Annotated in this window: 20 protein-coding genes and 1 pseudogene; 13 read left to right on the top strand and 8 right to left on the bottom strand. The window is 54.5% G+C overall.

Translation table 11 applies throughout. The annotated features are described in order from the left end of the window. Positions 1-3: 3 nt before the first annotated feature. Entirely contained in the window at positions 4-810 is an 807-nt protein-coding gene (gene yigL / locus ACA108_21135; protein XEX95785.1) for a sugar/pyridoxal phosphate phosphatase YigL, read from the top strand. A 31-nt stretch (positions 811-841) separates the two neighbouring features. Here yigL and ACA108_21130 read toward each other — a convergent pair. The 6 genes and pseudogenes from ACA108_21130 to ACA108_21105 all read right to left on the bottom strand — a co-directional run bounded on the left by ACA108_21130 (position 842) and on the right by ACA108_21105 (position 6,872). Beyond that, positions 842-922: pseudogene (locus ACA108_21130) on the bottom strand (hypothetical protein). A 92-nt stretch (positions 923-1,014) separates the two neighbouring features. Beyond that, positions 1,015-1,275, bottom strand: coding sequence for a hypothetical protein (locus ACA108_21125; GenBank protein ID XEX95784.1), 261 nt, complete (start codon positions 1,273-1,275; stop codon positions 1,015-1,017). Further along, positions 1,275-1,538: a PAAR domain-containing protein gene (locus ACA108_21120; GenBank protein XEX95783.1), complete on the bottom strand. Its 264-nt coding sequence runs from the start codon at positions 1,536-1,538 to the stop codon at positions 1,275-1,277. Before ACA108_21120 ends, ACA108_21125 begins: the two co-directional genes overlap by 1 nt. Positions 1,539-1,585: 47 nt before the next feature. After that, positions 1,586-3,586 carry a hypothetical protein gene (locus tag ACA108_21115; protein XEX95782.1) on the bottom strand — a complete coding sequence of 667 codons (2,001 nt, stop codon included), beginning with the start codon at positions 3,584-3,586 and terminating at the stop codon, positions 1,586-1,588. Beyond that, on the bottom strand, positions 3,583-4,368 hold the full coding sequence (locus ACA108_21110) for a hypothetical protein (GenBank protein XEX95781.1): 786 nt from the start codon (positions 4,366-4,368) through the stop codon (positions 3,583-3,585). The genes ACA108_21115 and ACA108_21110 overlap by 4 nt, the downstream gene beginning before the upstream one ends. A gap of 14 nt (positions 4,369-4,382) precedes the next feature. Next, entirely contained in the window at positions 4,383-6,872 is a 2,490-nt protein-coding gene (locus ACA108_21105; GenBank protein ID XEX95780.1) for a type VI secretion system Vgr family protein, read from the bottom strand. Positions 6,873-7,139: 267 nt separating this feature from the next. On the opposite strand from ACA108_21105, the gene ACA108_21100 reads away from it, so the two are divergent. Further along, on the top strand, positions 7,140-8,039 hold the full coding sequence (locus ACA108_21100; protein XEX95779.1) for a carboxylate/amino acid/amine transporter: 900 nt from the start codon (positions 7,140-7,142) through the stop codon (positions 8,037-8,039). Here the strand turns inward: ACA108_21100 and metR are convergent. Next, positions 7,927-8,880, bottom strand: a complete 954-nt coding sequence (metR, locus tag ACA108_21095; protein XEX95778.1) for an HTH-type transcriptional regulator MetR — start codon at positions 8,878-8,880, stop codon at positions 7,927-7,929. The genes ACA108_21100 and metR overlap by 113 nt on opposite strands. Before the next feature lie 234 nt (positions 8,881-9,114). Here metR and metE point away from each other — a divergent pair, with 234 nt between their 5' ends. Then, entirely contained in the window at positions 9,115-11,376 is a 2,262-nt protein-coding gene (gene metE, locus ACA108_21090) for a 5-methyltetrahydropteroyltriglutamate--homocysteine S-methyltransferase (protein XEX95777.1), read from the top strand. Between the two features lie 81 nt (positions 11,377-11,457). On the opposite strand, the gene ACA108_21085 is transcribed toward metE, so the two are convergent. Continuing rightward, complete coding sequence (locus tag ACA108_21085; protein ID XEX95776.1) at positions 11,458-12,285, bottom strand: dienelactone hydrolase family protein; 828 nt, start codon at positions 12,283-12,285, stop codon at positions 11,458-11,460. Between the two features lie 248 nt (positions 12,286-12,533). Between ACA108_21085 and udp the strand changes: the two genes are divergently transcribed. The 10 genes from udp to hemB all read left to right on the top strand — a co-directional run bounded on the left by udp (position 12,534) and on the right by hemB (position 21,602). Next, entirely contained in the window at positions 12,534-13,295 is a 762-nt protein-coding gene (gene udp / locus ACA108_21080) for a uridine phosphorylase (protein XEX95775.1), read from the top strand. 207 nt (positions 13,296-13,502) lie between these two features. Further along, a complete protein-coding gene (gene rmuC, locus ACA108_21075) occupies positions 13,503-14,930 on the top strand; it encodes a DNA recombination protein RmuC (GenBank protein XEX95774.1) in 1,428 nt (475 codons plus the stop codon). A 97-nt stretch (positions 14,931-15,027) separates the two neighbouring features. Next, positions 15,028-15,783, top strand: a complete 756-nt coding sequence (ubiE, locus tag ACA108_21070) for a bifunctional demethylmenaquinone methyltransferase/2-methoxy-6-polyprenyl-1,4-benzoquinol methylase UbiE (GenBank protein XEX95773.1) — start codon at positions 15,028-15,030, stop codon at positions 15,781-15,783. Positions 15,784-15,796: 13 nt separating this feature from the next. Continuing rightward, positions 15,797-16,402, top strand: a complete 606-nt coding sequence (locus ACA108_21065) for an SCP2 domain-containing protein (GenBank protein XEX95772.1) — start codon at positions 15,797-15,799, stop codon at positions 16,400-16,402. Next, positions 16,399-18,039 (top strand): ubiquinone biosynthesis regulatory protein kinase UbiB, encoded by a 1,641-nt coding sequence (gene ubiB, locus ACA108_21060; protein ID XEX95771.1) that lies wholly within the window; start codon positions 16,399-16,401, stop codon positions 18,037-18,039. Before ACA108_21065 ends, ubiB begins: the two co-directional genes overlap by 4 nt. A 79-nt stretch (positions 18,040-18,118) precedes the next feature. Next, entirely contained in the window at positions 18,119-18,379 is a 261-nt protein-coding gene (gene tatA, locus ACA108_21055; GenBank protein ID XEX95770.1) for a Sec-independent protein translocase subunit TatA, read from the top strand. Positions 18,380-18,382: 3 nt separating this feature from the next. Further along, positions 18,383-18,937: a Sec-independent protein translocase protein TatB gene (gene tatB, locus ACA108_21050; protein XEX95769.1), complete on the top strand. Its 555-nt coding sequence runs from the start codon at positions 18,383-18,385 to the stop codon at positions 18,935-18,937. Positions 18,938-18,939: 2 nt separating this feature from the next. Next, entirely contained in the window at positions 18,940-19,737 is a 798-nt protein-coding gene (tatC, locus tag ACA108_21045; GenBank protein XEX95768.1) for a Sec-independent protein translocase subunit TatC, read from the top strand. A gap of 47 nt (positions 19,738-19,784) precedes the next feature. Further along, positions 19,785-20,564 carry a 3'-5' ssDNA/RNA exonuclease TatD gene (gene tatD / locus ACA108_21040; GenBank protein XEX95767.1) on the top strand — a complete coding sequence of 260 codons (780 nt, stop codon included), beginning with the start codon at positions 19,785-19,787 and terminating at the stop codon, positions 20,562-20,564. Between the two features lie 15 nt (positions 20,565-20,579). Then, entirely contained in the window at positions 20,580-21,602 is a 1,023-nt protein-coding gene (hemB, locus tag ACA108_21035) for a porphobilinogen synthase (protein ID XEX95766.1), read from the top strand. Positions 21,603-21,654: the final 52 nt, after the last annotated feature.

Below are 21,654 nucleotides of genomic sequence, written 5' to 3'. Positions count from 1 at the left end.
CTTATGTACCAGGTCGTTGCGTCTGACTTAGATGGCACGTTGCTGTCCCCCGATCACCTGCTTTCCCCTTACGCGAAAGAAACGCTGAAGCTGCTTACCGCGCACGGCGTGCATTTCGTGTTTGCGACAGGGCGTCACCACATCGACGTTGCGCAGATCCGCGACAACCTCGAAATCAAAGCCTACATGATCACCTCCAACGGTGCCCGCGTGCACGACACCGACGGTAACCTGGTGTTCACTCACGATCTGGATCGTGATATTGCAGCCGATCTGTACGGCGTGATGCATGCCAACACGGATATCGTGACCAACGTCTATCGCGGCGACGAGTGGTTTATGAACCGCCACCGCCCGGAAGAGATGAAATACTTTAAAGAAGCGGTGTTTAACTACTCGCTCTTCGAGCCGGGCCTGCTGGAAACGGACGGCGTGAGCAAAGTGTTCTTCACCTGCGACGACCACGAAAAGCTGCTGCCGCTTGAGCAGGCAATCAACGCCCGCTGGGGCGACCGCGTTAACGTCAGCTTCTCCACGCTGACCTGTCTTGAAGTGATGGCGGGTGGCGTATCTAAAGGGCACGCGCTGGAAGCCGTCGCCAAAGCGATGGGCTACAGCTTGAAAGAGTGCATCTCCTTTGGCGACGGCATGAACGACGCCGAAATGCTCTCCATGGCGGGGAAAGGCTGCATTATGGGCAACGCCCACCAGCGCCTGAAGGACCTGCTACCGGAACTGGAAGTGATCGGCACCAACGCTGACAACGCCGTCCCGCACTATCTGCGCAGGATGTTCCTCGGCGCGGAGTAATCTCTATCAGGGCGGGTTACCGTTCACCCGCCAGCCGCGTCTGGCCATTCAGGTAGCGCTCATGACGAATGCGGGCGTAAAACGCGCCCGACTTCGGTGCCGGATTACGGTCTCAGGTACTGCCCGGTGTCAGATAGCTAACCAGGGGATTTGTGCTCATAGCGTCTTTCCTTCAACGGCCATTAACATGCACTGTTCCCACTGTTAATACCTGCTTCTGGCTTCCATTTCCCGGATTTCAGCCATCTCTTCCGGGCTAATCCCGCCGGCGCTCTCGGCACAGACCTCTGCTGGCCGCGTGTATTTCGGATGAACACCGGTCCGGAAATAACTGTCGCTGAGCTGCCAGTCGGCCATCCACCGTAGCTTCTCAAGAAAACTCTTATCGTCTGAACTCTCGCAGATCCACGGCGACCAGGTTGGTGCCCGCTCTTTTTCAGGCACATCCGGCAGAGACCATCCCATCAGCTAACCTCCATATCCTGCAGGCTTGCAATGACACGCGCGCTGCACTGCGTTTTACAACCATGCAATACGATTCCACGACCGTTTTCTTCATATGCAGAAACATCGCACTCAATGATTTTGTTTGTGCCGTGCTTCGGGCATGAAACAGTATCGTTTAAAAGCGCAGCATTCGTCCCTGAGATATCGAAGCTGGACGAGGCTGAAGTGACTTTGCCACCATGCGTAGTGACATCCCCTAAAACAATGGCAAATTTTCCCATATTTCATTCCTTAAAAATAAAATACACGCGTTATCACACCGTTGGTGCTATTTTTTGAGATGAAGTCGCTCTATTTCATGAGTTCTTTTTTCTACAGCATCGCTTGCCACGTCCATTCTTATAATTGCAGGCATGGCAGGGAGTGTCTGCTTACCTGTCCAGTAATAGTCATCACTTTCCAGCCAGTCAGCCTGGTAGCGTAATTCAGCAAGGCTTTCTCTGTCCCATGAATGCCAGCAATAACCTATCGGCAAATCGTAGGCAACAACCCTGCTCATAAAGCGTTCATCCATTGGCAATGTGCTGTGGTCTGTTGGTCGCTGAACATAGGTACGAACATCTTCCAGCATTTCTGCTCTGGACTGCTTTTCATACCTGTTGCGCTCTTCTTTGGATCCCGGCCCCGGCAAATTAATCCCGGGACGATCTTTGAGCTTCATTTTCTGATCAAAATAGCCGTAAAGAGAGATATAATATCGGTAATCAGAATCTACAGGTTTACCAGAAGAAATATCTCCGTTCTGCACGGTATCTTTATCTATCTGTCCATAGCCATATCCTATTCTATCGGTTTGTTTTTCTTTACTCCGGTAGTCTTTATCAAAATCTTTTAACTCTTCTGCTGACAGAGGTTCAGGAACCATTGGTCCATTGATAGTCAGTTTTTGCCCCTTTGCGGGATCTGGCCAGGTCATTTTCTGCATTATTGATATCGTACTGTCCCAGAATGGATGACCATCGCCCAGCTCGCTAAAGTTCGTTTGTGAGGCAGGTTTACCCCCACAGGGAGTATTTCGCCCAAGCATACGAACATAGAGTGTCTCACTCGCAGCTTTAAATAAGGGATGAGGTTCACTAAAACGACTGGCTTCCGTATTGGGTAATCCCTGCCAGCCAATGCTGCGCAAAGGTGCAGATCCCATTACTCGATCATGAGGATTGCAGTAGATCCAGGTTGTTCCATGGTTATCGCGCTCTGGCACATCTCGATAGGTTTTACCTTCCGGTGTCCAGCTTTCACCCCCACTGCTGACCCCTGCCAGTAATCTTTCACACCCCTGTTGCTTCAGACGCGTTTTGTTTTCAGCAATTTTGTTAACAATATCGGCGAAAGTCGCCTCCCTGGCCTCCTTACTGATAATTTCATCCATGGGATATGAAATATAGGTTGTCATTTCATTATCCAGTGCATAGGGCGAGTTCATCACGAACAGCGCGTCCGGGGCTTCAATTGCAGCAGCGGCCAGGGCAATCATGGTTCCCTGGCTGTGTGACAGTACCGTCACCGTATCTTCAGGATGTTTGTCACGAATCGTTTTGATTAACTTAGCCAGACGGCCTGCCGCATGAGCATAATAGTGCCGTGGCGGAGCGGCTGTAAGAAGCCTGTCGCGCTCCCCATTCAGTAACTGCGTGCTAAATGGTACAGGAATACCCAGCGCTGAAGGCCAGTTATTAAACCCTTTATCACTCCATAAGCTGACCAGTTGGTTACAGCCATTCTGGAACGGACCACCTCCCCAGTAAAAGGGTCCTTTGCTTTTTCGTTGTTCAGGCGTCAGGTCATAATAATTATCGCCCTGTTTATTTTTTAGTGGAATAGCGTATTTATCAGTTTCATTCTCGGCGGCGCGATAGCCCCAGTAAAAACGGATGACAGGGGAGCGGCCTTCTACTTTTATCCTTCTGGGAGGAACAATCCATTTTTGTTTATTATCGCTTTTATCGCCATAACACCCTTGCCATTCAGTTTTATTTTCATCACATGGTTCAAAATGACCTTTTTCATATTCATGCTCAATCAATTCAAACTCACGCTCAAGACCTAAACGCTTGTTCAATCCTTTGCATAACGCTACTTCAGCAGAATCATACCATTCACCCTCTGAGTTTACCCCATGTACAAATATAATTAATCCAGGTAACTGTAGTGGTGGCTGAACTTCCGCATTGACTTTTATATTACTATGTGAGGTCATTGAATATGAAAAAGGAGAACCATTATCAGTAATATGCATTTCAACTTTACGTGTAGGTGAATTCATCATTTTAGCTCCCCGGTCCGCACTGGTTCTAAGGAACGATCACACTGCATTTTCTGCATCCCATCTTTTGGGTAAAATTTTGAGAGCGACATTTTATAAAAGCCACCAACAGGAACCTGCTCACCTGGCCTGAACAATTCATATTCATTCCCAGCAACATCCACTCGACTTGCATTTCTTGGATTAAAAGTCCATCTATCTACTACTGGATAACCTCTGTTACTCCCTCTGTAATAGATTAAATAAAATCCGTCATTCATCACCAGTATATCGTACTTTTCTGTATCTCCATTGGGATCTTGAGTATAGCTCCCGTATGGTAAGGAGCTGAGGGTCTTCCCCCCATCCGTAGTTACCGCGATTATATTAATACATCCTTTATCAGATCCCTTACATGCTGCCTTATTATCATTTGCTGTTGTTGGAAAAGCTAAATAGTCATCCCGGCTTGATAACCAGAACAGTCGTCCTTTAAATAAATAACCTGAAGAGGGGGATATCTGGGTATGAATTCCTTTCGCTTTGTTGTTATAGAATGTTTTTCCATTTTCACAATGCGTGTACTCTTCCAGCGTAAAGTAACGCTCTTTATCAATGCGGTAAATCACCTGCGGCGGGCCATACACCTTCGGTTGCTGTTTTTCCATTTCCACCTCTGTCTGCCTGTCATTTATTGCAGAAACAGGATTCACAAAGGCAACACCTCCCCCGTAGGGACCAGCTACACAACCACTCAGAACAAACACACCGTATATAAAGCAGATCCGCATAATCAGATTCATCATAACTCTATTCATTTCTATTTTTTCAGGACGATTTTCAGCCCATCAACGGCTTTTGAAGATATTAGGGATGAATGCCCAAGGCTGTCCGTTATTCCGGACATCACACTCCCATCCGGCATATGAATGTCATAGTTCTGATTTGCCAGTGGTTTACCTGAAACGGGATGAGTGATGACAAATTTCTCATCAAACGTTGATGGCTCAAACGATTTCATCACACTTTGCATACTGCCGGAGCCAGCCTTTTTAATACCCGTATTCTTAATCAGCAGTTTGCCCGGCCCGCCAATCTCAACGTTCCCGCCTTTGATTTTGATATACCCCCCGCCGCAGACCAGCGTAAGTTCATCCTGGGCCGTGACAACAAGCTTCCTGCCACTCGAAATGTGCGTGTCCTGCGTCGACCAGGTGGTGATATTCCCCCCCTGCGCCTGAATATCAATATCGTTATGCGAGCTGAACAGCTTTGCCCCTTCACGGCTGTACAGGCTGAGCTGTTTTCCTGCCGCAAGGGTGAAGTCCTTCTGCACGCCAATATCCAGCTGCCTGCCCGCCGTCAGCGTCAGATTTTCGCTGGCTGACAGCTGCATATCTTCACCGCTCACCAGCGCCATGCCTTTCGGTGCGCTCGCCAGAATCACTTCCTCATGCAGCTGCGCTATTTTTTGCTTCAGGAGTTTTTGCTGACGGCCAACATCGGCAGCCAGCGACTGCGCCTGTTGCGCGCTGGCGGCAAGGGATTCCATTTCCGCTAATGCTGCTGAAAGCTGTGCGAGCGCCGGCTGCATCTCCAGCACCTGGCCCTGTGCTTTCGTCTGGCCATCAGCGCTGATGAACAGCCCCTTCTGCGCCCGTATCGCGCCCCAGCCGTCGGTTCTGAGCTCAAAACCTTCACCGCGCTTCTGCTTTTCAGCATCCACTAAATGGCCGAGGTTCAGCTGGCTCTTGCCGCCGTACTCCGTGCTGACCTTGATATGCTCCTGGCCGCGGCTGTCATCGAGGCGGATTTTGTTGTTCGCAGGCGTCCGCAGGACGTTACGTTTGTAGTTGCGGATGGTGACGTGGTCGCCGTGCGCCGAGTCGTGCAGCACGCCTGCGATGTACGGCCTGTCCGGGTTACCGTCCTCAAAGCCAATCGCCACTTCGGTGCCTGCCAGCAGCGGCAGGTGCAGGCCGAAGGTATCGCCGGCATACGGGCGGGACTGACGGACCCACAGGCTCTCGAACCCGCTCTCCCAGTTATCACGGTCAAACAGCATGTTGACGCGATAGCGGCCGTCTTTATCGATGTGGCCGTAGGTGTCGTTTTCCGTGGTGCTGGTCACGCGGGCCGGTAAGGTGCCTGCCATCACCGGACGTGAGCCCGGCTGCGGGCGGAAACTAAAATCAGGGCTGTCCGGGATACCGTCAAACCTGACGCCAAAATCTTCATCACGCCGCGCATGGCTGTGCATCGCCGTAATGACCACACCACGGGCAAATACGTCGGCCACTTCGTACCCGCCGGTGACTTTCAGCACCTGCCCCGGAAAGAGCGTCGGGCAGCTGGTGATGGCACGGGTCTGCGTCTGGCCGTTCAGGTAGCGCTCATGGCGAATGCGGGCGTAAAACGCCCCGGACTCCGGGGCCGGATGGCGGTCATACGCACTTCCCGGTGTCAGATAATTATCGCCGTAGTGATAGGCCTCCCCACAGGTGGTGGCGTCTCCGCGCGTCACATCCACCTGCGTATTCATATCTTCGGTGGCCTGCCGGTAGTTGTAATCCCGGGTGCTGACCTGCTTCTGCACCACGTTATGATGGCTCTCCATCCCCCACACCGAGTCCACACCGTCCGAATGCTGGCCCGACGGCGGCACCGACGGCAGCGTCAGGCCTTTTTCATACCCCTGCTGACCGTCGTAAAACTCCACCACGTCGATGTTCAGGCGCGTGTCGGTGGTAAAGCGGAACCAGATGCCGACCTCACCCAGCAGGTGGGTAATAAAGTGCAGGTCGTCCTCACCGTACTGCATCACCTGCTCACGGCGCGGGTACTCTTTTGAGAGCGAGAACAGAAAATCCTGACCGCGCATGTTGTGGCGCTCGCGCAGGATTTTTTCCACAATCTGCGGGACCGACATATCCTGATAAATGGCGTTCTGGTGCGAACGGTCAAGCAGCGCCAGGCGCGGCTGGAGTGTCAGGGCATAGTGGGTTTCATCCTTTGAGGTGCTGAGGCGTTCAAAGCCGCTCACCACCCCCTGGAGGGTACGCACGGCCTGCTGCATTTTGATGCCGTAGCCCTGGTCCACCGGGGCCTGCAGCGTCAGAGAGGCTGCTTTCATCAGCATCATTTCTTTACTGATGGCATGGTCAGCGCTGGTGAATTCAATCCGGTAGCTGAACGGCGCGCTGAGGGCCTCATCGCCTTCAAACGCCAGCACGTCCAGATCCGAGCCGCACCCTTTTACCGCCAGCAGGTGGTGGCTGTGGCTAAAGTATGGTTGAACAGCCTTGTTCATATATTCACTTCCGTTATGTGATTTATTTAATTTATTGATATTTAATATGTTATTCGGTTTACTTGCCCCTATCTTATCTTTATGACCCATCTGGTCAATAGTTGAACCATTAATGCACGGATCCAACTCAGGTATGTATTCATAACCGGTGGCGTACAGATGACTTGCAGTGCGGTCATAATTTAGTCACTCGTCAACCAAATAATTTCCCTCCCGGCAACAAGCTTCGCTACAATGCGGTAAATTTCCTGCTGCGAAGATGCCACCGTGCCGTTACTGATCATCACTACTATCCTGTGGGCCTTCTCCTTTAGCCTGATTGGCGAATACCTTGCCGGCCACGTCGACAGCTACTTTTCAGTGCTGATGCGCGTGGGCCTGGCGGCAGTCGTGTTCCTGCCATTCCTGCGATTTAAGGGCTACAGCGCGAAAACGCTGCTGTTGTACATGCTGGTGGGCGCGCTACAGCTCGGCGTGATGTACCTGTTCAGCTTCCAGGCCTATCTCTATCTCACCGTGTCGGAATTCCTGCTGTTCACGGTGCTGACGCCGCTCTATATCACGCTAATTTATGATTTGCTCAGCCGCAGGCCGCTGCGCTGGGGCTATGCGCTAAGCGCCGGGCTGGCCGTTGTCGGCGCGGCCATCATCCGCTACGACAAAGTGAGCGAACACTTCTGGACTGGTTTACTGCTGGTGCAGGCGGCGAACATCTGCTTTGCCATCGGGATGGTGGGGTACAAGCGGCTGATGGAAACGCGGCCTATGCCGCAAAAATGTGCTTTTTCATGGTTCTATCTCGGGGCGGCCATGGTGGCGGTAAGCGCCTGGTTTGTGATGGGCAATCCACAGAAGCTGCCAACCACTAACCTGCAATGGGGCATTCTGGTGTGGCTGGGCGTGGTCGCTTCCGGACTGGGCTATTTCATGTGGAACTACGGTGCAACTCAGGTCGATGCGGGGACGCTCGGCATCATGAACAATGTGCATGTGCCCGCGGGGCTGCTGGTTAACCTTGCCATCTGGCAGGAACAGCCCCACTGGCCGAGCTTTATTATTGGGGGGACGGTGATAATGGCTTCGCTATGGGTGCATCGCCATTGGGTCGCTCCGCGTTCCGCACAAACGGAAGATGCTCACAGGCGTGCGAGCGCGTCGAGCGAATAAATGCTTCCGTTACCGGCTGGCGCTGCTCTCCGTCGCGTACGGCGGCGTACAGTCGGCTCCACAATCCTTCGCCCAGGGTCCTGGTCACCACCAGCCCCTGGCGCTCAAAACTCTCCACCACCCAGTGCGGCAGCGCGGCAATCCCCATGCGGGCCGACACCATCTGAATCAGCAGCAGCGTGTTATCCACGCTCTTCAGCGATGGGCTAACGCCTGCCGGCTGCAGGAAGTGACGCCAGACATCCAGCCGCTGGCGCTGCACCGGGTAAATCATCAGCGTTTCGCTGCTTAAATCTTCCGGCTCGATGCGCGCCTTGCCCGCCAGCGGGTGATCCGTCGCCAGCACCAGGCGCACTTCATAATCAAACATGGGCGAATAGTGCAGGCCGCTGCGCGGCAGGATGTCGGACGTCAGAACGATATCCAGCTCGCTTTGCTGCAGCGCGGGCTGCGGGTCGAACGTCACGCCTGATTTGAAATCCAGATCCACCTGCGGCCACTGTTTGTGGAAATTCTCCAGCGCCGGGGTCAGCCACTGGATGCAGCTATGGCATTCAATAGCAATGCGCAGTGTGGTCTGATGCGGCTCATTGCAGGCCTGAAGCGCGCGGCCGATCTGCGGCAGCACCTGTTCGGCAAGCTGAAGCAAAATTTCACCCTGCGGCGTAAAGCGCAGCGGCTGACTTTTACGAACAAACAGGCGGAACCCGAGCCGCTGCTCCAGATCGCTGAACTGATGGGAGAGGGCTGACTGGGTCTGATGCAGCGAGGCGCTCGCGGCGGCCAGCGAGCCGCAGTTTCGTAACGCCTGGAGCGTCCGCAGATGTTTAATTTCGATCATGAAAGTCCTTCACTTCGCGATGAAGATTTTGCGCTTGAGGAAGATACAGTACCTGCGGATTATAGATGTGTAAACATCTGGACGTCTAAATCCAGCGTCTTTCGAATTTATGGTGCGTTGGTTTCACTCACTTACTCCGGTCACTTACTTAAGTAAGCTCACGGAGATAAGCGAGCTTACCGCCTTCCCTAAATCCGAAATCCATCTGGATTAATCATATAAAGAGGCGATAACATGACAATCCATAATCACACCCTCGGTTTTCCTCGTGTCGGCCTGCGTCGCGAATTGAAAAAAGCCCAGGAAAGCTACTGGGCAGGCAACTCCACCCAGCAAGAGTTACTGGCAGTGGGCCGCGAGCTGCGCGCCCGTCACTGGGATCAGCAGAAACAGGCGGGCGTAGAACTGCTGCCAGTGGGCGACTTCGCATGGTACGACCACGTTCTGACCACCAGCCTGCTGCTCGGTAACGTGCCGGCTCGTCATCAGAATGCGGACGGCAGCGTCGACCTGGATACCTTGTTCCGCATTGGCCGTGGCCGTGCGCCAACCGGCGAGCCAGCCGCCGCTGCTGAAATGACCAAATGGTTTAACACCAACTACCACTACATGGTGCCAGAATTCACAAAAGGCCAGCAGTTCAGACTGAAATGGACGCAGCTGCTGGACGAAGTAGACGAAGCGCTGGCTCTGGGCCATAGCGTGAAACCGGTCTTGCTCGGGCCGGTCACTTACCTGTGGCTGGGCAAGGTGAAGGGCGAGCAGTTCGACCGCCTGAGCCTGCTGAAAGACATTCTGCAGGTTTACCAGCAGGTGCTCGCCGAGCTGGCGAAACGCGGGATTGAATGGGTGCAAATCGATGAGCCTGCGCTGGTGCTGGAGCTGCCGCAGGCATGGCTGGACGCCTTCAAACCAGCTTACGACGCGCTGGCTGGTAAGCCTAAACTCCTGCTGACCACTTACTTTGAAGGCGTCACACCAAATCTGGACACCATTACCGCGCTGCCGGTACAGGGTCTGCACGTTGATTTCGTTCACGGTAAAGACGATATCAACGAGATCCATCAGCAGCTGCCTGCCGACTGGCTGCTGTCTGCGGGCGTCATCAACGGTCGTAACGTCTGGCGTGCAGACCTGACTGAGAAATATGCTCAGCTGAAAGCGCTGGTCGGCAAGCGCGACCTGTGGGTGGCTTCTTCCTGCTCCCTGCTGCACAGCCCAATCGATCTGAGCGTGGAAACCCGTCTGGATGAAGAGGTGAAAAGCTGGTTTGCTTTTGCCCTGCAAAAATGCGCCGAGCTGTCACTGCTGACCGAAGCCCTGAACAGCGGCAACACGGACAAAATCGCCGAGTGGAGCGCGCCGATTCAGGCCCGCCGTAACTCCAGCCGAGTGCATAACGCGGCGGTAGAAAAACGCCTGGCGGCCATTACCGCTCAGGACAGCCAGCGCCAGAGCGACTATGTTTCCCGTGCTAAGGCGCAGCGTCAGCGCTTTAATCTGCCGGCATGGCCGACGACGACTATCGGCTCGTTCCCGCAAACCACAGAAATTCGCGGGCTGCGTCTGGATTTCAAAAAAGGCAATCTGGACGCGGGCAACTACCGCACCGGTATCGCTGAACATATCAAGCAGGCGATTGTTGAGCAGGAGCGCCTGGGGCTGGACGTGCTGGTACACGGCGAAGCTGAGCGTAACGATATGGTGGAATACTTTGGCGAAAACCTCGACGGCTTCGTATTTACTCAGAATGGCTGGGTGCAGAGCTACGGCTCCCGCTGCGTGAAGCCTCCGGTGGTCATTGGTGACATCAGCCGTCCGAAAGCCATCACCGTTGAGTGGGCGAAGTACGCGCAGTCTCTGACCGATAAGCCGGTAAAAGGTATGCTGACCGGGCCTGTAACCATCCTCTGCTGGTCATTCCCACGCGAGGACGTGAGCCGCGAAACCATCGCGAAACAAATCGCCCTGGCGCTGCGTGACGAAGTGGCGGATCTGGAAGACGCGGGCATTGGTATTATCCAGATTGATGAGCCAGCGCTGCGCGAAGGCTTACCGCTGCGCCAGTCTGACTGGCAGGCGTATTTAGAGTGGGGCGTGGAAGCCTTCCGCCTGAACGCCGCCGTCGTGCGCGACGACACGCAGATCCACACTCACATGTGTTACTGCGAGTTTAACGACATCATGGATTCCATCGCGGCTCTGGATGCGGACGTGATCACCATCGAAACGTCCCGTTCCGACATGGATCTGCTGGAGTCGTTCAAAGAGTTCGAATACCCGAATGAAATCGGGCCGGGCGTCTACGACATCCACTCCCCGAACGTGCCAAGCGTGGAATGGATTGAAGCCCTGCTGAAGAAAGCCGCAGAGTCCGTGCCGGCAGAACGCCTGTGGGTGAACCCGGACTGCGGCCTGAAAACCCGCGGCTGGCCTGAAACCCGCCAGGCGCTGGCAAATATGGTGAAGGCTGCTCAGAACCTGCGTAGCGCTTAAGGCCTGACCCTCACGCCATGCCTTCTCCCTCGTCCCTTTGGGGAGGGGGCTGGGTGAGGGGGACGTATTACTCAGATTCTTTTATTTCTTGCCGTCAAAACGAGCAAACCACGCCAGCATCCTTTCCCAGCCGTCTTTCGCCGACTCTTCATGGTAGCTCGGGCGATAGTCCGCGTTGAACGCGTGGCCCGCATCGGGATAAACGATAATCTCCGAGTTTGCATTAGCGGCACGTAGCGCCTGACGCATGGTTTCCACCGTATCCTGCGGGATCCCCGTATCCTGCCCGCCATACAGGCCCAGCACCGGAGCGTTAAGGTTGATGGCTATATCCACCGGATGATTCGGTGAATTCAGCGTCTTTTCTCCTGTCAGCTTGCCATACCAGGCCACTGCTGCTTTAAGCTGTGGGTTGTGCGCGGCGTAAAGCCAGGCAATACGCCCGCCCCAGCAAAATCCGGTGATCGTCAGGCGATGAGCATCACCGCCGTTACGGGCCGCCCAGCTGGCAACGTGATCGAGATCTGCAAGCACCTGCGCATCCGGCACCTTTGATACCAGACCGCTAAACAGGGTTGGAATATCTGCATAATCGTTTGGATCGCCCTGGCGGAAATAGAGTTCCGGCGCCACGGCCAGATAGCCTTCAAGCGCCAGGCGGCGGCAGACGTCGCGAATATGTTCATGCACGCCGAAAATTTCCTGGACCACAATCACCACGGGTAAAGGACCTTCGGCGTTTTTAGGCCGTGCATGGTAAGCAGGCATGTTCTCGCCCTGAGAGGGGACCGACGTTTCGCCGGCCAGAATGGCATCCTCCGGGGTGGTTACAACGGTTGTCGCGAGGGGTTCTGCCGCAGGTGCGAAATTACCGCCCGGCGTGTTCTTTGTTGTGTGCTCTTCTTTCATTGGCATTCTCCGTACCAGCATTAGCGCAGTGAGGTAACTATAGCTAACATCTCTGGTTTAAAAAAAACGCTCTCGCGGAGCGATAAGCGCACAATTCGCTTCTCATGCGTGATCTTCATCACCAAACGAATTGTAAATGATGTAATTTGTTTCATTCATAGTGAAACGCGTCACGAAATTATTCGCGCGGGTTCTGTAAAGTACCGCTTTATGGCACAAGCCAACCCTACTCAACAGAGGAGTCTGTTATGTCCAAGTCTGATGTTTTTCACCTCGGCCTCACGAAGAGCGACCTGCAGGGGGCAACGCTTGCTATCGTCCCGGGCGATCCGGAGCGAGTTGAAAAAATCGCCGCGCTGATGGACAAGCCGGTCAAACTGGCGGCCCATCGTGAATTCACTACCTGGCGCGCTGAACTCGACGGCAAGGCCGTAATCGTCTGCTCAACCGGTATTGGCGGTCCGTCTACTTCTATTGCCGTGGAAGAGCTGGCACAGCTGGGCATTCGTACCTTCCTGCGTATCGGCACCACCGGTGCTATCCAGCCGCATATCAGCGTTGGAGACGTGCTGGTCACCACCGCGTCCGTGCGTCTTGACGGTGCCAGCCTGCACTTTGCGCCTATGGAGTTCCCGGCGGTTGCTGACTTCGCCTGTACGACGGCGCTGGTTGAAGCAGCCAAATCCATTGGTGCGACGACTCACGTTGGCGTGACAGCATCCTCCGACACCTTCTACCCGGGTCAGGAGCGTTACGACACCTTCTCCGGTCGCGTCGTCAGCCGCTTCAAAGGCTCCATGGAAGAGTGGCAGCAGATGGGCGTGATGAACTACGAAATGGAATCGGCCACGTTGCTGACCATGTGTGCAAGCCAGGGCCTGCGCGCCGGGATGGTAGCCGGTGTTATCGTGAACCGCACCCAGCAAGAAATTCCTAATGCCGAAACCATGAAGAAGACGGAAAGCCACGCGGTGAAAATCGTCGTTGAAGCGGCTCGCCGCCTGATCTAGTTCAGTTAAACGTCCGGTGGAAAATCGGTAGCGGAATCCACGCTAACCAGACAGGCGGGTGAAAACGTTTCATCCGCCTTTTTTATAGCCAGACGTTCTTTAAATTTACGCTTTGCGTAACGCCTCGCAGTAAACTCCTTTTCATCTGGACATTTATACAGCACAATTTTAGCTTGCTGGTGTTTGGCTTGGATTGCGGGAGGCGCAATGGATATTTCAGTTCTCTTCGGGGTGGGTATTGCCCTGGTAGGAGTATTAACAGGATGGCTGATCGCGAGCCTGCGGGCAGCGCAAAAGCAGACGCTCCTGCTTGAAGAACAGCGGGAAGTTTATGGCGAGCTTAAGGCGACCCGGCAGGAGCTTGTCCAGAATCAGCACTGGAAAGAAGAGTGCGAACAGCTTAACCGCGAACTGCGCACCCAGCTTGAAATCAACAGCACGCAGGAAGCTGACCTGCGCGAGCTCACCACGCTTCTTGAGCAAACCCGGCTGAACGCCGAAGACAAACACCGCCAGATGATCAACAGCGAACAGCGCCTGAGCGAGCAGTTTGAAAACCTCGCCAACCGGATTTTTGAGCAAAGCGGACGCAAAGTTGAAGAACAAAACCGCCAGAGCCTGAACGGCCTGCTTACGCCGCTGCGTGAGCAGCTCGATGGCTTCCGCCGTCAGGTGCAGGACAGCTTCGGGCAGGAAGCTCGCGAGCGTCATACGCTCACCCACGAAATTCGCAGCCTTCAACAGCTCAATGCGCAAATGGCGCAGGAAGCCCTCAATCTCACCAAAGCGCTGAAAGGCGACAATAAAACTCAGGGTAACTGGGGTGAAGTGGTGCTGACTCGCGTGCTGGAAGCCTCTGGCCTGCGGGAAGGCCATGAATACCAGACTCAGGTAAATATCCAGTTGGAAAACAACAGCCGCATGCAGCCGGATGTTATCGTCCGTCTGCCGCAGGGCAAAGATGTGGTCATCGATGCGAAAATGACGCTGGTGGCCTACGAGCGCTACTTTAACGGCGACGATGAATTTACGCGGGAAGGGGCTTTGAACGAGCATATTGCCGCCGTCCGCAATCATATCCGGCTGCTCAGCCGCAAAGACTACCAGCAGCTACCCGGCCTGCGCTCACTCGATTACGTGCTGATGTTTATCCCGGTCGAACCTGCCTTTCTGCTCGCCATCGATCGCCAGCCGGAGCTGATAAGCGAAGCGCTGAAGAACAATATTATGCTGGTCAGCCCGACAACGTTGCTGGTGGCGCTGCGCACCATTACCAATTTGTGGCGTTATGAGCATCAGAGCCGCAATGCGCAGCAAATTGCAGAACGTGCGGGTCGACTGTATGACAAAATGCGCCTGTTCGTTGATGACATGTCCGCCATCGGGCAGAGCCTGGACAAGGCGCAGGACAACTACCGGCAGGCGATGAAAAAGCTCGCCTCCGGACGCGGAAATATTCTTGCTCAGGCCGATGCGTTCCGCGGGCTGGGCGTTGAGGTTAAGCGCGAGATTAATCCGGATTTAGTCGACCAGGCGCGGCAGGAAGATGAAGACAATACGGCGAGAGTCGGACATGCACACAGCGAAGAGATACGCCAGGACAGTGGCTTAGAGGACCGGCAAAGCGTCGGGTAAAGCTAAGCAAAGGTTGCGTCAGCAGGCTTGAAGCATAGGGCTTTAGCGGCCATTCTGTTACACTTCACGAACCTTTTTTTGATAAGCAGGCATTGAGATGGTCGACGAATCCCAGGAAACAACACACTTTGGCTTCCGCACCGTAGCGAAAGAGCAGAAGGCCGATATGGTGGCGCATGTATTCCACTCTGTGGCCGCCAAATACGACGTGATGAATGACCTGATGTCGTTCGGCGTCCATCGTATCTGGAAGCGCTTCACCATTGACTGCAGCGGCGTGCGTCGCGGGCAGCGGGTGCTGGATCTTGCTGGCGGAACGGGCGATTTGACCGCGAAGTTTTCTCGTCTGGTGGGTGAAACGGGCGAAGTGGTTCTGGCAGATATCAACGACTCGATGCTGAAAATGGGCCGTGAAAAGCTGCGCAACATCGGCATTGTCGGCAACGTGAACTACGTGCAGGCAAATGCGGAAGCGCTGCCGTTCCCGGACAATTTCTTCGACTGCATCACCATCTCTTTCGGCCTGCGTAACGTTACCGATAAAGAAAAAGCGCTGCGCTCCATGTATCGCGTGCTCAAGCCGGGCGGTCGCCTGCTGGTGCTGGAATTCTCCAAGCCGATCATTGAACCGCTGAGCAAAGCCTACGACGCGTATTCTTTCCACATTCTGCCGCGCATTGGTGAAGTCGTTGCGCAGGACGCAGAGAGCTACCGCTATCTGGCCGAGTCTATCCGCATGCATCCCGACCAGGAGACCCTGAAGGCGATGATGGAAGGCGCAGGTTTTGAAAATACCACCTATTACAACCTGACCGCCGGGATCGTTGCCCTGCATCGTGGCTACAAATTCTGATCGGGGGTTGCTGATGCCATTTACACCGCTTGTCACCGCCGGGCTGGAAACCGTCCTCAACACCTTTCTGTGGCGCGACCGTGGCCTGAAGGCCGCTCGTCAGCGTTTGCTGGGAAAAGTGCTGCGCGTTGAGCTCAAGGAATTTACCGCGCCGCTGGTTCTCTCATTCAGTGAACAGCAGATTGACGTGCTGGGCGAGTGGGAAGGTGAGGCTGACTGCGTTGTTATCACACGCATGGCGGTACTGCCGAAACTGCGCGACAGGCAGCAGCTGACGGCGCTAATCCGCAGCGGTGACCTTGAAGTGCAGGGCGATCTCCAGGTCGTCCAGAACTGGGTGGCGTTAATGGACCTGGCGGAGTTCGATCCCGCAGAGCTGTTCGCACCTTATATCGGCGACGTGGCGGCAGAGGGCATCAGCAAATTTTTCCGCGGCGGCAGCAAGCTGCTGAAAAAAGGCTTCTCCCGCAATCAGCAGTATCTGGCTGAGGCAATTACCGAAGAGTGGCGCATGGCGCCTGGCCCGCTGGAAGTGGCATGGTTTGCCGAGGAAACGGCTGCCGTTGAACGCGCGGTCGACGCATTAAGCGCGCGGCTGGACAGGCTGGAGGGCAAATGACGCCAGGAGAAATTCATCGTCTCTATTTCATCATTCGTACTTTCCTTAGCTATGGTCTGGATGAGCTAATCCCTAAGCTTCGTATCACGCTGCCGCTGCGCATCTGGCGGCGATCGCTGTTCTGGATGCCAAACCGTCATAAAGAGAAAGAGCTGGGAGAACGCCTACGCCTGGCGTTGCAGGAGCTGGGGCCGGTGTGGATTAAATTTGGGCAGATGCTCTCCACGCGCCGGGATCTTTTCCCGCCAATGATTGCCGATCAGTTGGCTATGCTGCAGGACAGGGTCGCCCCCTTTGATGGCGAGCTGGCTAAAAAGCAGATTGAGCAGGCTATGGGCGGCATCCCGGTAGAAACCTGGTTCGATGAATTTGAAATTAAGCCTCTGGCTTCGGCCTCTATCGCTCAGGTCCATACTGCGCGGCTGAAAGAGAATGGCCGCGAGGTGGTGATAAAAGTTATTCGCCCGGACATTCTTCCTGTCATCAAGGCCGACATGAAGCTTATCTATCGTTTGGCGCGATGGGTGCCGCGCCTGCTGCCAGATGGCCGCCGCCTGCGTCCGCTTGAAGTCGTGCGGGAATACGAGAAAACGCTGATCGATGAGCTGAACCTGCTGCGCGAATCCGCAAATGCTATCCAGCTGCGCCGCAATTTCGAAGGCAGCCCGATGCTCTACATTCCTGAAGTGTTTCCTGACTATTGCAGCGAAGACATGATGGTCATGGAGCGTATCTACGGGATCCCGGTTTCGGATATTCCCACGCTCGAAAGCCAGGGCACCAACATGAAATTGCTGGCCGAACGCGGCGTGCAGGTGTTCTTCACGCAGGTCTTCCGCGACAGCTTCTTCCATGCCGACATGCACCCGGGCAATATTTTTGTCAGCTTTGAGCACCCGGAAGATCCTCAGTATATCGGCATCGACTGCGGTATTGTCGGGTCGCTGAACAAAGAAGATAAACGTTACCTGGCAGAGAACTTCATCGCCTTCTTCAACCGTGACTATCGTAAGGTTGCTGAACTGCATGTAGATTCCGGCTGGGTTCCGCCCGACACCAACGTAGAAGAGTTCGAGTTTGCCATCCGTACAGTTTGCGAACCGATTTTTGAAAAGCCGCTGGCGGAGATCTCTTTCGGTCACGTACTGCTTAACCTCTTCAATACGGCACGCCGTTTTAATATGGAAGTTCAGCCGCAGCTGGTGTTACTGCAAAAAACGCTTTTGTACGTTGAAGGAGTCGGAAGGCAGCTTTATCCGCAGCTGGATTTGTGGAAAACCGCCAAGCCGTTCCTTGAAAGCTGGATCAAGGATCAGGTTGGTATTCCTGCTCTGGTGCGTGCTTTTAAAGAAAAAGCGCCTTTCTGGATTGAAAAAATGCCGGAACTCCCTGAACTGGTGTACGACAGTTTGCGCCAGGGCAAGCATTTACAGCACAGCATTGATAAAATCCAACGCGAGCTGCATCAACATCATGTGCGGCAGGGACAGTCGCGCTATCTGTTCGGCATCGGAGCCACGTTGATTCTGAGTGGGACTTTGCTGCTGATAAACAAACCGGAGTGGGAGCTCATGCCCGCCTGGTTGATGGCTGGCGGCATCGTGGCCTGGCTAATAGGCTGGCGTCGCTCTGCCTGAATTTTAATCGTCATTAACAGGCAACGTGCCGTATAATATCGGCCGTTACACAAACATCTTAGTGATTTGAGGCAATATTATGGGTGGTATCAGTATCTGGCAATTAGTGATCATTGCCGTCATCGTCGTTCTGCTGTTCGGTACTAAGAAGCTGGGTTCCATTGGTTCCGACCTGGGCGCTTCTATTAAAGGCTTCAAAAAAGCCATGAACGATGACGAACCTAAAGAGAAAGACACCTCTGTTCAGGACGCGGACTTTACCGCGAAGAACCTGGCAGAAAAACCTGCTGGCGACGTGAAAAAAGACGAAGCAAAGAGCAACGATAAAGAGCAGGTGTAAACCGTGTTCGATATTGGTTTCAGCGAACTGTTATTAGTCTTCGTGATCGGCCTCGTAGTTCTGGGGCCGCAACGTCTGCCGGTAGCGGTAAAAACGGTTGTGGGTTGGATCAGGGCGTTGCGTTCTCTGGCCTCAACGGTGCAGAACGAGCTTGCTCAAGAGCTGAAAATCCAGGAGCTGCAGGACAGTCTGAAAAAGGTTGAAAAAGCGAGCCTGGACCACCTGACGCCGGAGCTAAAGGCCTCAATGGATGAATTGCGTCAGGCAGCAGAATCCATGAAGCGTTCCTATACCCAGGATCCTGAACAAAGCAGCGATGAGGCGCACACCATCCATAATCCGCTGGTGAAAGATGCGCAGGACAGCCACGAAGGCGTTACGCCCGCTGCGGCCGCTCATCAGGCCAGCGCACCAGACCAGGCGCCTGAGGTTGAAGCAACCCCAGTCACCGAGCCCTCTGTTGTACCGTCAGAAGAACACGTCCAGCCCCAGGTAAAACCTGTACCGGAGCCTGTTGCCGCCCCAGTTTCACCTCAACCTTCGAGTGATAAAAAGTAAACATGGCCGTTGAAGATACCCAACCGCTCATCACCCACCTGATTGAGCTGCGCAAGCGACTGTTAAACAGCATTATCGCTGTGCTGGTGATTTTTCTGGCGCTGGTTTATTTCGCTAATGACATTTATCAGATTGTCTCCGCTCCGCTGATAAGCCAGATGCCCGTCGGCTCCACGATGATCGCAACAGACGTAGCGTCACCGTTCTTTACGCCGATTAAACTTACGATCTACGTTTCGTTGATTCTCTCCGCGCCGGTCATTCTCTATCAGCTGTGGGCGTTTATTGCCCCAGCGCTGTACAAACACGAGCGCAAGCTGGTGATGCCGCTGCTGTTCTCCAGCTCGCTGCTGTTCTATATCGGTATCGCTTTTGCTTACTTCGTGGTGTTCCCGCTGGCGTTTGGTTTTTTGACCAAAACTGCCCCGGTCGGCGTAGTCGTCTCGACGGACATCAGTAAATACCTCGATTTCGTCATGACGCTGTTTATGGCCTTCGGTGCGGCCTTTGAAGTGCCGGTTGCCATCGTACTGCTGTGCTGGATGGGCGTAACAACTCCGGAAGCACTGAAGAAAAAGCGCCCTTATATCTTCGTGGGTGCCTTTATTGTCGGCATGCTGCTGACGCCGCCGGATATCTTCTCCCAGACGCTGCTGGCGATACCGATGTACTGCCTGTTTGAAGTGGGCGTATTCTTCTCTCGTTACTATGTCGGCAAAGGTCGCCGGGATGGGGTCGAGGATGAAGAGGCGGAAGCGGAAGCCGAAGCAGAAGACAAGCACTCAGAAAAAGAGTCCTGATTGCAAAACAGACCGCCCGTCAGGGCGGTCGTCGTTTGGAACGCTATATGTTTGATATCGGTGTAAACCTTACCAGCTCACAATTTGCCAAAGATCACGCGGAAGTCGTACAGCGTGCGCATCAGGCGGGCGTCAGCGGCATGCTGCTGACCGGGACCAGCCTGCATGAAAGCCAGCAGGCATTAGCGATGGCGCAGCAGTATGAAAGCTGCTGGTCCACCGCGGGCGTCCATCCCCATGATGCCAGCCAGTGGCAGAATGCAACGGCAGAGGCAATCTATCGGCTCGCCGTTGCGCCGGAAGTGGTTGCAATAGGCGAGTGCGGCCTGGATTTCAACCGCAACTTCTCTACGCCTGCCGAACAGGAGCGGGCCTTTACCGCCCAGCTGGCGCTTGCCGCCGACCTGGTAATGCCGGTGTTTCTGCACTGCCGTGAAGCGCACGAACGTTTCATAACCCTGCTGGATCCGTGGCTGGATAAGCTTCCGGGCGTGGTGCTGCACTGTTTTACCGGCACGCAGGACGAAGCGCGTGAATGCCTGGCTCGCGGCCTGTTTATCGGCATCACCGGCTGGGTCTGCGACGAGCGCCGTGGGCTTGAACTGCGTGAGCTGCTGCCCGTCATACCAGCCCAGCAGCTTCTGCTGGAGACAGACGCCCCCTATTTGTTGCCCCGGGATCTAAAACCAAAACCTGCTTCCCGCCGCAACGAACCCTGCTACTTGCCCCATATCCTTAATCAGGTTGCCCTGTGGCGAGGAGAAGATCCCGCCTGGCTTGCGCAAGTAACAGATGACAATGCCCGCCGCTTATTCCGGCTGGCTTAAATCAGGAGAAAGTAAATGAGCTATGCATTTCCCGGTACGTTTCCCGGCCGCCGTATGCGCCGCGTACGCCGCCACGACTTCAGCCGTCGCCTGGTTGCTGAAAACCAGCTTACGGTAAACGATCTCATCTATCCGGTCTTCGTGATGGAAGGGCAGAATCGTCAGGAAGAAGTGGCGTCGATGCCGGGCGTTTACCGCATGACTATCGACCTGCTGCTTAAAGAGGCTGAAGTCGTCGCGAAATTGGGTGTCCCGGTGCTGTCTCTCTTTCCGGTTATCGAAAGCGCGGGTAAATCTTTGCATGCCGATGAAGCCTATAACCCGGATGGTCTGGTGCAGCGTGCAGTTCGCGCGCTGAAGGATGCGGTGCCGGAGCTGGGTCTGCTGACGGATGTGGCGCTTGACCCCTATACCACCCACGGCCAGGATGGGATTATCGATGAAGACGGCTACGTTATAAACGATATCACCCGCGAGATTCTGGTGCGTCAGGCGTTATCCCATGCGGAAGCCGGTGCGGAAATCATCGCCCCAAGCGACATGATGGACGGCCGTATTGGCGCTATTCGCGACCAGCTGGAAGCCGACGGTCTGGTGAACACGCAGATCATGTCCTATGCGGCGAAATACGCCTCCTGCTATTACGGCCCATTCCGTGATGCAATTGGCTCTTCCGGTAACCTGAAGGGCGGCAACAAAAAAACCTATCAGATGGATCCGGCGAACAGCGACGAGGCCCTGCAGGAAGTGGCGCAGGATCTCCAGGAAGGCGCGGACATGGTCATGGTCAAACCGGGTATGCCGTATCTGGATGTGGTCAGCCGCGTAAAGCAAACCTTTGGTGTGCCAACCTTCGCTTATCAGGTGTCTGGTGAATATGCGATGCATATGGCCGCGATTCAGAACGGGTGGCTGGCAGAGAAGCCTGCGATCATGGAATCACTGCTGTGCTTTAAACGTGCGGGTGCCGACGGCGTGCTCACGTACTTCTCTAAGCGTGTCGCACAGTGGCTGCACGACGAGCAGATGCAGCGCTAGGTTTTATTTTGTAGCGGCGGATGACGCTTACGCTTATCCGCCCTACGACTGG

Source organism: Dryocola sp. LX212 (assembly GCA_041504365.1).
Lineage (GTDB): Bacteria > Pseudomonadota > Gammaproteobacteria > Enterobacterales > Enterobacteriaceae > Dryocola.
This window is presented reverse-complemented; position numbering and strand designations above follow the sequence as displayed.

What these genes read in the sequence shown, in the direction of transcription:
- ACA108_21105 (XEX95780.1), bottom strand. Translation starts at nt 6,872, where the DNA reads ATGAACAAGGCTGTTCAACCATACTTTAGCCACAGCCACCACCTGCTG.
- tatD (XEX95767.1), top strand. Translation starts at nt 19,785, where the DNA reads ATGTTTGATATCGGTGTAAACCTTACCAGCTCACAATTTGCCAAAGAT.
- ACA108_21065 (XEX95772.1), top strand. Translation starts at nt 15,797, where the DNA reads ATGCCATTTACACCGCTTGTCACCGCCGGGCTGGAAACCGTCCTCAAC.
- ACA108_21110 (XEX95781.1), bottom strand. Translation starts at nt 4,368, where the DNA reads ATGATGAATCTGATTATGCGGATCTGCTTTATATACGGTGTGTTTGTT.
- udp (XEX95775.1), top strand. Translation starts at nt 12,534, where the DNA reads ATGTCCAAGTCTGATGTTTTTCACCTCGGCCTCACGAAGAGCGACCTG.
- ubiE (XEX95773.1), top strand. Translation starts at nt 15,028, where the DNA reads ATGGTCGACGAATCCCAGGAAACAACACACTTTGGCTTCCGCACCGTA.
- rmuC (XEX95774.1), top strand. Translation starts at nt 13,503, where the DNA reads ATGGATATTTCAGTTCTCTTCGGGGTGGGTATTGCCCTGGTAGGAGTA.
- tatA (XEX95770.1), top strand. Translation starts at nt 18,119, where the DNA reads ATGGGTGGTATCAGTATCTGGCAATTAGTGATCATTGCCGTCATCGTC.
- metE (XEX95777.1), top strand. Translation starts at nt 9,115, where the DNA reads ATGACAATCCATAATCACACCCTCGGTTTTCCTCGTGTCGGCCTGCGT.
- ubiB (XEX95771.1), top strand. Translation starts at nt 16,399, where the DNA reads ATGACGCCAGGAGAAATTCATCGTCTCTATTTCATCATTCGTACTTTC.
- metR (XEX95778.1), bottom strand. Translation starts at nt 8,880, where the DNA reads ATGATCGAAATTAAACATCTGCGGACGCTCCAGGCGTTACGAAACTGC.
- ACA108_21115 (XEX95782.1), bottom strand. Translation starts at nt 3,586, where the DNA reads ATGATGAATTCACCTACACGTAAAGTTGAAATGCATATTACTGATAAT.
- tatC (XEX95768.1), top strand. Translation starts at nt 18,940, where the DNA reads ATGGCCGTTGAAGATACCCAACCGCTCATCACCCACCTGATTGAGCTG.
- hemB (XEX95766.1), top strand. Translation starts at nt 20,580, where the DNA reads ATGAGCTATGCATTTCCCGGTACGTTTCCCGGCCGCCGTATGCGCCGC.
- yigL (XEX95785.1), top strand. Translation starts at nt 4, where the DNA reads ATGTACCAGGTCGTTGCGTCTGACTTAGATGGCACGTTGCTGTCCCCC.
- ACA108_21120 (XEX95783.1), bottom strand. Translation starts at nt 1,538, where the DNA reads ATGGGAAAATTTGCCATTGTTTTAGGGGATGTCACTACGCATGGTGGC.
- ACA108_21125 (XEX95784.1), bottom strand. Translation starts at nt 1,275, where the DNA reads ATGGGATGGTCTCTGCCGGATGTGCCTGAAAAAGAGCGGGCACCAACC.
- ACA108_21085 (XEX95776.1), bottom strand. Translation starts at nt 12,285, where the DNA reads ATGAAAGAAGAGCACACAACAAAGAACACGCCGGGCGGTAATTTCGCA.